The sequence below is a fragment of the Streptomyces ardesiacus genome, from assembly GCF_003112575.1.
Classification (GTDB): Bacteria; Actinomycetota; Actinomycetes; order Streptomycetales; family Streptomycetaceae; genus Streptomyces; species Streptomyces ardesiacus.
Genome location: NZ_BEWC01000008.1, coordinates 244415 through 256709, shown reverse-complemented (window position 1 = coordinate 256709; position 12295 = coordinate 244415). Strand labels below are relative to the sequence as shown.

The window sequence follows — 12295 nt, the reverse complement described above, 5'->3', positions numbered from 1 at the left end:
CCCCCGTGCGTCGGTCGGTGTGGAACGGATCAGCGCTCGCCATCGTGCCTTCAGGCCACCGCGTGTGCGGCGATTCTCCAGAAATCGGCGTACCGGCCGCCGCGCCGGACGAGTTCCTCGTGCGTGCCCTGCTCCGCGATGCGGCCGTCCTCCAGGAAGACGATCAGATCGGCGCTCTCGACGGTGCTGAGACGGTGGGCGACCATGATGGTCGTACGGTCGGCCATGAGCCGGTCGAGGCCCGCCTGGACCGCCGCCTCGCTCTCCGGGTCGAGTGCCGACGTGGCCTCGTCGAGCAGCAGCACGGGGGCGTCCTTCAGCAGGGCGCGCGCGATCGACACCCGCTGCCGCTCACCTCCGGACAGCGCGGCGCCGCCCTCGCCGACCTGGGTGGCCCAGCCGTCGGGCAGCCGGTCCACCACCTCGTCCAGGGACGCCGCCGCGGCCGCCGCCCGCACCTCCTCGAAGGTGGCGTCCGGCCGGCCGACCCGGACGTTGTCCTCGATGGTGCCCTCGAAGAGGTAGACGTCCTGGAAGACCATGGAGAGGCGGGACATCAGCTCCTCGCTGTCGATGTCGCGCACGTCCACTCCGCCGAGGCGCACCACGCCCGAGTCGACGTCGTGGAACCGGGCGACGAGCTGGATCAGGGTGCTCTTGCCCGCGCCCGAGGACCCGACCACGGCTACCCGCCGACCGGGCTCCACGTTCAGGCTGAGCCCGTCCAGCACTTGGCGGTCACCGCGCCGGAAGCCGACCGACTCCAGCCGTACGCCGTCGTGGGCCGGAACCGCCGGCCGCTCGGCGCGCGGCAGCGGCGGCTCGGTCAGAACCGCGTCGATGCGCTCCAGTTCGCCCCGGGAGACCCGCATGATGCCGCCGAGGTCGGCGAGGGAGAGCAGGGGTTCGACACAACGTGCCGCCAGGACCATGATCGCCAGAAGCTCCGGGGCACCGAGGTCGCCGTCCAGCGTGAGGTACACGCCCAGCGCGAGGACGGCGGTGAAGACGGCCTGGACGGAGAAGGTCAGGCCGAGCATGCCGGGAACACCGCTCAGCGCCGCGCGCCGGCCGCTGCGCCACTGCTCGTGCAGCGCGTCGTCCAGGAGCCCGAAGCGCTCGCCCGTCCGGCCGCCGGCGCGCAGCACCGGCTGGGCGCGGACGAACTCGACGACCCGGCCGGCGGCCTCGTCGCTGCTGCGTGCCCGCTCGGCGTCCTGGCGGGCGGTCGCCTTCGACGTCCAGCGCTGCACTCCGGCGATCAGCGGAGCGGCGACGAGGCCGGCGACGGCGAGGCGCCAGTCGAAGAAGAAGAGCACCACGACCACGGACAGCGGGATCAGAGTGGCGTTGATCAGGGGTCGCAGCCGGTGAGCCGGTACCGACATGACCTCCATCACGCTGCGGCTGGTGAGCCCGGAGACGTCCCCGATCCGGCCGGGGGTGAACCAGCCCAGCGGCAGCCTGGCGAGGTGGTCGCCGAGGCGGTGGTGCAGACCCCGGGAGAGCTCACCGCCGGTGCGGAACCCGGACTTGTCACTGAAGTAGCCGAGCACGGAGACCACGAGGACGGCCACGGCGAACGCCGCCAGCCACGGCCAGGCGGCCCGCGCGTCGTCGTCGAGCAGGGCCCGCAGGAGCGGGATGAGCAACGCGTAGGACAGTCCCTCCACGACGGCGCAGACGGACATGAGCGCCACGGTGCGGCGCAGGGGACCCGAGTGCCGCTCGCCCAGGACCCTCAGCAGCAGCCTGATCATCGGTGGATCTCCCTCTTCTGGCCGCCGTGCGCGCGCCGGGCGCGCCACATGGCGGCGAACTTCCCGTCCAGAGCCAGCAGTTCGTGATAGGTACCGCTCTCCACGATCCGGCCCTCCTCCATGACGACGATCCGGTCGGCCTGGGCGACGGTCTCCAGCCGGTGGGCGATCACCAGTTGCGTGCGGCCCCGGACGAGGTTGGCGAGGGCGGCGCGGATCTCGGCCTCGGTCTTGGCGTCGGCGAAGGACATCGCCTCGTCCAGGACCAGCACCGGGGCGTCGACCAGCAGCGCCCGGGCGATGGAGAGGCGTTGCGCCTCGCCGCCGGAGAGTCCCACGTCCTCGCCGATCACGGAGTCGTATCCGCGGGGCATCGCCTGGACGCGCTCGTGGATGCCCGCGACGCGTGCCACCCGCTCGACGGCGGCGCGATCGGCTTCCGGGACGGCGAGGGCGATGTTCTCGGCGATGCCGGCGCGCAGCAGCCGGACGTCCTGGAGGACGAAGGAGACGTGGCGGTACAGCCGCTCGCTGGGGATGTCTCGGAGGTCGGCACCGCCCAGGAGCACGGATCCGCTGGTCGGGTCGGAGAAGCGCGGCACCAGTTGGGCCAGCGTGGACTTCCCGGCGCCCGAGGGGCCGACGAGCGCGGTGACGGTGCCCGGTTCGAGGACCAGGTCGATCCCGCGGAGCACCGGGCGGCCGGAGTCGTAGGCGAAGCCGACGCCGCGGAACTCCACGCGGTCGCCGTGCGGCTCGGCGGGCGTCACCGGCTCGGACAGCGGCGGCACGCTCAGCATGTCCCGGATCCGCTCGGCCGACCGCTCGGCGGCGTGCACGTTGTCCAGGCCGTGGCCGAGCGCGGCGATGGGCGCCGTCAGCGCGACGGCGAGCAGCGGGAACGGCAGCAGATCGGCGGGGGGCATGGCGTCGGCCGCGATCAGTGCCGTACCGCCGCCGAGGACGAGCAGCAGGACGAACGGCGGGGAGAGCACCAGGGCCGCCAGCGAGGCGAGGCCCGCGGCGCCCGCCACGTAGGTGAGGAAGAAGTCGGCGAAGGCGTCCGCGGCCTTGCGGTAGCGCTGATGGGCCTGCCCGCCGCCGCCGAAGGTCTTGACGACCGAGATGCCCTCGACGAACTCGACGGAGGCGGCGCCGATGCGCCCCATGGCCTCCCCCATCCTGCGTCCCTCCCGCTGCCGGTCCTCGCTCTGCAGCAGGCGCTGCAGAGCGAGGCCGAGGAGCACCGGCACGAGCGCGACGAGCGTCAACCGCCAGTCCACCCAGGCGAGGTACCCGAGCGAGGCGAGGGGGACGACGACGGCGGAGGTGGCCTCGACGGGCGCATGGGCGATGAGGTGGTGCAGTTGGTCGACGTCGCCCTGCACCACGCCGTTGATCTCTCCGGAGCTGCGGTGCGAGTACCAGCCGAGCGGTACCTTGCCGAGGCGCTGGGCGAGCAGCCGCCGCAGTGAGAGCTGGAGCCGGCCGTCGACGAGGTGGGCGATGCCGCCGGAGGCTGCGGCGAGTACGACGCGCAGGAGCAGGCCGCCCACGCCGAGCCAGACGGCGAGCCAGGCGGCGCCGTGGTCCACCGGTCCGGGGGCGAGCAGTACGCGGCCGAGTTCGACCACCGCGATCAACGGCGCGAGACCGGCCAGGGAGCTGACGATCTGGAGGGCGAAGACGGCGACGAGGCTGGTGCGGTAGGGGCGGAGCAAGCGCAGGAGCACCTGCCGGGAGGTCGCGGCCGGACCTCCCGCATCGCTCTCCGGACCGCCGCCGTCCGCCACCTCCCTCCCCTCGGCACGGCTGTGCAGACCCTCTGCCGTGGCCATGGGATTCCCCACCTTTCGGGCACGGCCGTCCGGACCGGAAGCGGGCGACGCTGTCGCGGCCGGACGGCAAGATCCATGAAGAGACAGCAATAACTTTACACGTATAAGAACCGGCCTCGCAAGCGGCGCCGGGAACGCCGCCCAGCGGCTTCCACGCGCCCCGGCACCCGCGCCGCCCCGCGAATCGGGGCACGGAGATTCCGTCCAGACGATGCCCAGAAGTGGCCTGGAACGATCGCCTGAACCCCTGCCCGGGGCGACCACCACCCTCACCACAGGAGAGCTGGGACGCGTGCGCTTTCTACTGCTGAGCGGGCTCGGACCCGCAAATCTCAATTCGCCGTATCTGGAGGGTTCGCTTTTCACCGCGCACCAGTCCGACGCGGCCCGGGAGATGCTCCGGAGGGCCGGACACGCGGACCTCGATCTGCGGCGGCTCGCCTTCACCCAGCACGGGCGCGACTACGCCCTGCTCAGGCCGCGTTCGGCCACGACGCCCCACCTGACGACGGTCACCCTCCTGTCCATCCTGGAGAACAGCGGCCACGGTTTCGAGCGTCTGGACCTCGGGGACGTCTGGGAGGGCCGCGCCAAGGCGCCGGCGGGCGACGTCGACGTGGTGCTCCTGTCGACCACGTACATCTGGAACGGCCCGATCCTGGCCTCGGCCGTGCGGTGGGTCCGGGAAAACCTCCCCGGCACGCCGATCGTGGCCGGTGGGCAGTTCACCAATCTCAAGTTCATGGCGGCCATGCGGGACTTCGCGGAGATCCTCGCGGTGGTCCGCGGCGACGGCGAGATCGCCCTGCCCCAGACCCTGGACGCGCTGGCGGGCCGGGGCGAGCTGAGCGCCGTGCCGAACCTCGTGTGGCGCGACGGGGACACCATCCGCATCAATCCCGTCGAGTACGTCGACATCGACGACTTCCCCTCCCCGCGGGTCCTCGGCGATCAGGCGATCGTCCCCTACGAGTCGATGCGGGGCTGTCCGTTCGACTGCAAATTTTGTTCGTTTCCCGCGGCTTCACCCAAATGGCGATACAAATCCGCCGAGAAGATACGCGACGACTGGATCTCCTACGCCGACCAGAACGGCGCGGACGTCATTTCGGCGATGGATTCAACCTTCACCATTCCGCCGACCCGGCTGCGCCGCCTCCTGGAGATCCTCCCGAATTCAGGTGTACCGAGGTGGGAGGGTTTCAGCCGCGCCAACACACTCAATTCGGCGGACGTGGTGGCCGGTCTCGTGGCCTCGCACTGCTTCCAGCTCCACATCGGCTTCGAGTCGATGAACGACGGCACGCTGAAGCGCATGAGCAAGCGCGTCTCGGTCAAGCAGAACCGCAGGGCCGTCGAGCTGCTCAGCCAGAGCGGGATGTCGTACTACGGTCTCTTCATCGTCGGTTACCCGGGCGAGGACCCGGAGATGTTCCGGGACACGCAGGACTACCTCCTGCGGGAGTACTCCGGGCACTACGCGCTCTCCAAGTTCTCCATCACCGACGAGACCATGCCGCTGTGGCAGGACCGGGAGGAACTGCGGATCGTGGCGGACGACCCCACCGATCCCGCCTCGCCCTGGTCCCACATCGGCATGGACAGCGCGCAGGCGGCCCGGCTGCAGAAGGAGACCCTCGACAAGGTGCGGCTGACCAACGACAAGACCGTGCTCAGTCTCTGGCAGCACGACTACCAGCACTGGCTGATGCCCCGCCACGACCACGCCGCCAACATCGCGGTGGAGAAGTGCCTGGAGCGGATGGCCATGGCCCCCCTGGACTACACCGACCTGGACGAGGGGGCTGCGGTCGTCCGTGACAACCTCCGCCGGCTCAGGGACTTCGGCGTGGAACTCGCGCCGCCGGGGAGCCGGTTGGTCTGCGAACCGATCTGACACCGGCATCCCGGCCACGGGGCGCGGCGGGCCGTGGACCCGCCGCGCCCCGTGCCTGCTCCGGGCGCGTCACAGCACGCCTTCCTCCATGACCTGGGCGGTGGGGGTCACGTCCGCGGCGGATACGTCCACGTCGTCGGAGAAGGTGACGGTCGTGCCGGGCAGATGCCGCCGCAGCGCGTCCAGGACGCCCCGGGCGGGCAGTACCCGCGCGGCCCGGTGCACACCCCGGGGCACGCGTCCCCGGGCCACCTCGCGCGCCGCGACCGCGCCCACCACACCGGTCATCGCCGAGCCGTCCGCGCCGCGGATCACCACGCGGCGCGCGGGAGCGCGGTCGGGGCCGGGGCCGTGGCCGGGCAGTTCCAGGACGCCGCACAGCACGTGATACGGCGAACGCCCCAGGGCGTCCAGTGTGCTGGCCCGCACGACGCCGGCCGCCCGCGCCTCCAGAGTGCCCGCCCGGTCGTCGCCGGACCGGCCGCGGTTGAGCGCGTCGAACAGGTGATGCCCGTCGAAGCCGCTGTACCAGCGGGCCTCGGCGAGGCCGAGGTCGCGGGCCTGGCCCACCAGCTCCTGGGTGAGATAGGGGTACACGGTCACCGGATGCGGCACACCCGCCACCACGCGCTCCTCGGCGCCGCGCAACGCGCCGCGCACCACGTGCCCGTCGCGCCACTGTGCGCGCGCCGTGCCGTAACCGCGGTCCAGACTCAGCAGGTAGTCCATGGCGCCGGTACGGGTGAAGGCGCCGAGCGACACGTAGTACCCGGTGAACCGGGCGGCCCCCGACGGGGCCCGCCCTTCCGCCAGGAGGCGGGGCAGCAGCCCGGACAGGCCCGGCGAGAGGCCGGCCGACAGGACCGCCGTGCGCTCGCCCGCCGGTGCGGCAGCCGGGCCGCAGCCGTCCATCACGTCCACGTAGTCGGCTCCGGCGGCGGCCGCCGCCCGGCGCGGACGGTCGGCCAGCTCGTAGGCGGGCCCCGCGCAGTGCAGCAGCACGTCGCAGTCCCGGGCGAACCGTTCGAGGCTCGCATCGGACCGGGCGTCGGCCCGGCTCGCCTCGGCGGGCCCGCCGAGGGCGGCGGCGCAGCGCGCCGCCGCCTCCGAGTCCCGGCCACCGATCCGCAGCCGGAAGCCTCCCTCGGCCGCGAGCACCCGGGCGGCGGCCGCGCCGACCGCGCCGTACCCGCCGAGGATGCCGATCAGCGGCGTCTCACCGCTCACCGGCCGTCCTCCTCGAGCAGGGCGCGCGCCACGGCCTCGGCGTTCGGCGGCTGCACACACGTGAAGTGGTCCCCGGGCACGTCCACGACGCGCAGCCCCGCGCCGCACACCTGCTGCCAGTAGTCCGTCATGTCGCGGTGCATGCCGGGGAAGATCTCCGCCTCTCCCGTCTGGCGGACGAATGTCGCGGGCAGCTCGCAGGGCGTCGCCTCGTGCGAGGCGACGGACACGAGGCTGTGCTTGACGATGCGGTAGAGCCTCGACAGCCGTTCCGTGGAACGCAGTTCCGCGTCCCCGACCGGCATCGACGCGCCAATGGCACGCAGCCGCTCCTCCTGGGACCGCTCGGCGAGCGCCCGGAAGGCCCGCAGCGCCTCCCTTCCGGGCCGGGTCAGGACCGACTCGGGCCGATCGACGAGACTGCCCTGCGGAACGGTGTCGGCGAAGTGCTCGGTGGCGGCCCGCACCAGCTCGCGCGTCGCCGACTCGTCCCGCGGGTAACCGAGCCCGACGAGGTCCGCCCGCATCAGCCGGGCGAAGATGTACTCGGCCAGCAGGTCGTCCTCCACGAGGTACGGCACCCGGTAACTGCTGATGACGGTCAGGCCGCTCACCTCGGCGCCGGCGGCGGTCAGCCGGCGGGCCAGTTCGGGCACCAGCAGACCGCCCATGCAGTAGCCGACGAGGTGGACCCGCCCGATCCCTCGGGCCAGCAGGGCCCCGGCGTGCCGGTCGGCCAGCTCCGCCACCTGGGTGCGCGGATCCGCCTTCAGGAACGCCTCGATGTCGTCGACGACGAGACCTGCCAGGGGAAGCCGGTCACCCAGGGCGCCGATCACCGCACGGTAGGGGATGAGGGTGCCCGTCCCGTCGTGCACCAGGACCCGGGTGGCGGTGCCCGCCGCGCCGGCGGCACCGTCGCTGATCCGGACCAGCGGGGAGGCGGGGGCCGCCCCGGCTAGGCCGGGGGCGCCGCCGCGCGCGGCACCGAGGTGCTCGGCCAGCGCCGCCACGGTCGGCCGGTTCATCACCAGGCGGAGCAGGTCGTCCCATTCCAGGTCGGCGGCCTCGGGAAGCCGCTCGCGCATCTTGGTGACCAGCCGCGCCACGAGGAGCGAGTCGCCGCCGAGGTCGAAGAAGTTGGCGTCGCGGCCGACGAAGGCGACGGGCAGCACGTCCGTCCAGAGCGCGGCCAGGGTCTGCTCCATGCCGGCGCGCGGCGCGTCGCCGCCCTCGTCGACCCGCCCCTGTGCCGCGGAGGCCGTCCACGCGCCGAGGCGGGCGCGGTCGACCTTGCCGTTGCCGGTGAGAGGTATGCGGTCCACGACCTGGAGCTCCGCCGGCACCATGTACGAGGGAAGCCGGTCGCGCAGATGACCGACGAGCGCCTCGGGCCGGAGCGGGGCGCGGTCGGCCTTGAACCGGGACGCGAAGACGTGCTGCCCGATGCGGGACAGGGGGCTGTCCTCCTCGGGCAGGCAGAAGGCGACCTCGGCGCCGGCCCCGCGGAGCATCCGCAGCCACTGGTCGCGTCCGAAGAAGGTCTGCCCCGTCTCCCGGCGCTCGTCCTCGAAGCCGTGGAGACCGGCGTTGAACTCCATGGAGGTCATGACGTGGTACGCGTCGCGGGTCGCCTCGATGAAGACCAGCCAGCCGCCGGGTGCGAGGAGTTCCCGCAGCCGGGCGAGGACGTGCTCGGCGTGGACCGAGTTGTGCAGGACGTTGGCCAGCAGGATCACGTCGAAGGAGTTCGGCGCGAGTCCCTGGGCGCGGTAGTCGCGGTTGAGGTCGAACAGCCCGTAGCGGACCCAGGGGTGGTTCCGGAACTTCTCCTGGGCGGCGGTGAGGAAGAAGTGGGACAGGTCGGTGAACAGGTAGTCGACGTCCAGGCCGTCGAGCTCGGGCACCAGGACCGTGCTCGTGCCTCCCACCCCCGCCCCGATCTCGAGCAGCCGGAGGGGATCGGGCCCGTTGTGCCGCCGGGCTATCTCGCGCATCGCGGCCACCACGACCGCGTTGTTGTGGCGGCTGATCAGGTTGTCGCGGTACGCCGCTTCGGCGGTCTCCAGGCGGCCCTCGGGGAAGAGCAGCGTCTTGAGGTCGATCTCGTTGCGCACGAGGGGAGCGAGGTTGCGTTCTGAGACCCGGTGGTAGCGGACGAGTTCGGCGCCCCAGCCGATCCGGGGTTCGAGCGCGTCGATGCGGTCCAGGACGGCCTCGTGCTCCCCGGGTGCGTCCTTCTTCAGTCCTCGGTAGCGGGCGGTCTCCGGGTCCTGGAGTATCCGGCCCTCCCCCTCCAGGGCGGCCAGCCAACGCCGTACGAGGTAGTGGTTCTCGGGGGCCGCGCCGACGGCCTCGATGATCTCCTCGGCAGTGTGCTCGGCCGCGTCGTCGGGGAACAGCCCGCAGGTCCGGAACAGGACCGCCATCGACTGGAGCGCGGAGAGGTCGAGCAGGCCGGCCATTTCGGTCACCTCGTCGGCCTCCACGGCGCGGACGGTCGCGGCCACGCCCGCGACCGCCTCGTCCCGCAGCGCGGCCGGCAGCGGGGGCGCGTCGGCCCCCACGGGCTCGGCGAAGGCGACGAGCCGGCGGGCGGTGCCCTCGCCCTGGACGACGGCCGCGGCGGTCTCCACCCCGGGACAGGTCTGGAGGGCGGCCTCCACCTCGGCGAGCTCCACGCGGTGGCCGTTCAACTTCACCTGGCGGTCCACACGGCCGAGGAACTCGATCGCGCCGTCGTCCAGGCGACGGCCCATGTCACCGGTGCGGTACAGCCGTTCGCCGGTGACGGGGTGCGTCACGAACCGTTCGGCGGTGCGCTCGGCGTCACCGAGGTAGCCGAGGGCCAGGCCGGTGCCGGCGATGTACAGCTCGCCGGTGACATGGGCGGGGCACTCGCGCAGCAGCGGGTCGAGAACGTGGAAGCGCTGGTTGGCCAGGGGCTTGCCGTACGGGATGCTGGGCGCCGCGGGGTCGACGGTGGTGACCGGATGGCAGATCGACCAGATGGCCGCCTCGGTGGCCCCGCCGAGGCTCACCACGTGCAGTCCGGGAACACGGCGTCGCACGGCGTCGGGAAGGGTGACGGGTATCCAGTCGCCCGACAGCAGGGCCAGCCGCAGCCGGGAGACGTCCGCACCGGGCTCGGTGCGGAGGTACTCCTCCAGTATCTGCATCTGCGCGGGCACGGAGTTCCACACGGTGACGGCGTGCTCCGCGAGCAGCTCCGCCCAATGACGGGGATTGCCACGGCGCCCGGCGTCGGGAAGGACCAGCGCACCACCGGTCGACAGGGGGCCGAAGATGTCGTAGACGGACAGGTCGAAGCCGAGCTGGGCCAGTCCGAGCACACGGTCGTCGGCGGTCACCGCGAAGCGGGCGTTGATGTCGTCGACGGTGTTGAGCGCGGCGGCGTGGCTGATCATCACGCCCTTGGGGGTGCCGGTGGAACCCGAGGTGTAGATGACGTACGCGAGGTCGTCGGGCGCCGCCCGGTGCTCACCGTCGGCCTGGTTTCCGGGTTCGACGGGAGCCAGGGTGTCGACGGCGACGGCCCGTGTGCCCGCGGGGAGGTCCAGGGAGGGCAGCAGCGCGGACTGCGTGAGCACGAGGTGTGCCTCGGCGTCGGTCAGGACGGCGTTGCGGCGCAGGGCCGGCTGTGTGGTGTCCACGGGCAGGTAGGCGCAGTCCGCGAGCAGCACGCCGAGGACGGCGACGACCTGTTCCCACCCCTTCTCCATCACGATGCCCACGCGTTGGCCCGGGACGACGCCGGCGTCACGGACGACGTCGGCCACGGCCCGTGCCCTGCAGAGGAGTTCGGCGTAGCCGAGGCTCCGTGAGGAGGTCACCACGGCTGTCCGGTCGGGGGTACGCACCGCCTGGTCGACGACCGCGGTGTGCAGAAGCTGGTGGCGGCGCGGGGCGGCGGTGTCGTTGGCCTCGGCCACGCGCCGCGACTGCCCGGCCGGGAGGGCCAGGGGGTCGGTCTCCTCCCAGACGGCCGGGGTGGCCAGGAGCCTCGTCACGAGATCGGCGAAGGCGGCGAACATGTCGTCGGCCATGCCCTCGGGGAAGACTCCTTCGCGGACGTCCCAGTGGGCGAGGAGGCCGCCGGCGTCGTTCATGACCTGACAGTCGATCCAGACCTGGGGGGTCTGGGTGATGCCGTGGACCAGCTCGCCCCCGGGCATCAGCGAGGCGGCGGACTCTTCTGCGGCGGAGCCGCTGAGGGTGCTGGTGAAGGTGACCGGCAGCAGCGCTTCGGTGCGCCCGCGGCGACGGGCCATCTCCCGCAGTACCTCGACGCCCGAGCAGAGCCGGTGGTCCAGGTCCTCCCAGAGGCGGCCCTGCACGGCCCGCATGCGGTCGGCCAGGGTCGTGCCCTCGGTGAGGTCCACGGCGAGCAGGCTGGTGGAGCTGAAGTCGCCGACGATGCGGTCGACATCGGGCAGCAGCGGGAGCCGGTTCTGCACGGTGAGGCTGAGGGTGAAGCGAGGGTGGCGGCCCCAGCGGCCGACCGTCTCGGCGAAGGCCTGCAGGAGAACGGTGGAGGCGGTCACTCCGGCCTCGGTGGAGCGTCGGTTCAGGGTCTCCCACTGCTCGGGCCCCAGCCGCAGCTCGTGCCGGGTGAACAGCGGCGGGGCGCTGAGCGAGTCGCTGCGCAGCGGCAGGTCGGGGGCGGCCGGCAGGTCGTCGATCCGGGCCCACCAGTAGGCGCGGTCGCGCTGGTAGCGGGTGCCTTCGCGGGCCGCCCCCGCGGCGAGCACGTAGTCGCGGAACGTACCGCTCCGCGGCTCGGGCCGCGGAGCGCTCGTACACAGGTCCGCCAGCTCGGCGAGCAGCAGCTGGATACTGCTGTAGTCGCAGATGAGCAGGTCGACGGCCACGTGCAGGACCAGCGCCTCGTCGGTCTCGGTGGCACGCACGTCGAACAGCGGCCACTGCTCGGTCGGCCGCACCTGGTGCGACATCTCGCTCCGCGTCGCCTCCAGCGCGCGCTCCCGGGCCTCGGCGGGGACGCCGCGCAGGTCCTCGCTGCGGACCCGGTAGTGCGGAACCTCCGGCAGCACCCGCTGGTACCCCTCGGCAGCGACCACCGCGCGCAGCATGGGATGTCGTCGGATCAGCCGGTTCCAGGACTCTTCGACGCGCTCGGCCCCCCAGTGCGGGAGAGCGATCTCCAGATAGCCGTGGCAGGCCACACCGCCGTAGTCGAACGCTCCGCTCCGCCCGAGCAGATAGGCCGCCTGGACGTCCGTGAGCGGGAAGGGCTCGTGCGCCGCCGCGGGATCGGCGTCGACGGCCGGCCCGTACTCCTCGACGCGCAGCAGGGCGAGGACGGCGTCGCGGTGGGTGCGAAGCGTCTCCCGTCGCTCCGGCGTCATCGCCCCCTGGGGCGCGCGATAGCGCAGCTTCCCCCCTTCCTCGTACATCACCACTCCGGCCGCCTTGAGTTCGGCCGCGAACTCCCCGACATTCATGATCGGTCGCCCTTCCGCCCTTGAGCACGCACTCCGCTGAAACAGCCACGCGAGGACGTCAGCCTGGCGCACCGGCACTGGCGAAGT

General features: G+C 72.5%; 5 protein-coding genes. 1 reads left to right on the top strand and 4 read right to left on the bottom strand.

Annotated features, from left to right (window positions below; translation table 11 throughout):
- Nucleotides 1-50: 50 nt before the first annotated feature.
- On the bottom strand, nucleotides 51-1760 hold the full coding sequence (locus Sdi02f_RS26210; protein WP_031081055.1) for an ABC transporter ATP-binding protein: 1710 nt from the start codon (nucleotides 1758-1760) through the stop codon (nucleotides 51-53).
- Nucleotides 1757-3598: an ABC transporter ATP-binding protein gene (locus Sdi02f_RS26205; RefSeq protein ID WP_030398720.1), complete on the bottom strand. Its 1842-nt coding sequence runs from the start codon at nucleotides 3596-3598 to the stop codon at nucleotides 1757-1759. Before Sdi02f_RS26205 ends, Sdi02f_RS26210 begins: the two co-directional genes overlap by 4 nt.
- 211 nt (nucleotides 3599-3809) lie before the next feature.
- On the opposite strand from Sdi02f_RS26205, the gene Sdi02f_RS26200 reads away from it, so the two are divergent.
- Nucleotides 3810-5495 carry a B12-binding domain-containing radical SAM protein gene (locus Sdi02f_RS26200; protein WP_108934134.1) on the top strand — a complete coding sequence of 562 codons (1686 nt, stop codon included), beginning with the start codon at nucleotides 3810-3812 and terminating at the stop codon, nucleotides 5493-5495.
- 69 nt (nucleotides 5496-5564) lie between these two features.
- Here the strand turns inward: Sdi02f_RS26200 and Sdi02f_RS26195 are convergent, their stop codons facing one another.
- On the bottom strand, nucleotides 5565-6722 hold the full coding sequence (locus Sdi02f_RS26195) for a saccharopine dehydrogenase NADP-binding domain-containing protein (RefSeq protein ID WP_159107669.1): 1158 nt from the start codon (nucleotides 6720-6722) through the stop codon (nucleotides 5565-5567).
- A complete protein-coding gene (locus tag Sdi02f_RS26190; RefSeq protein ID WP_108934132.1) occupies nucleotides 6719-12208 on the bottom strand; it encodes a non-ribosomal peptide synthetase in 5490 nt (1829 codons plus the stop codon). Before Sdi02f_RS26190 ends, Sdi02f_RS26195 begins: the two co-directional genes overlap by 4 nt.
- Nucleotides 12209-12295 lie beyond the last annotated feature (87 nt).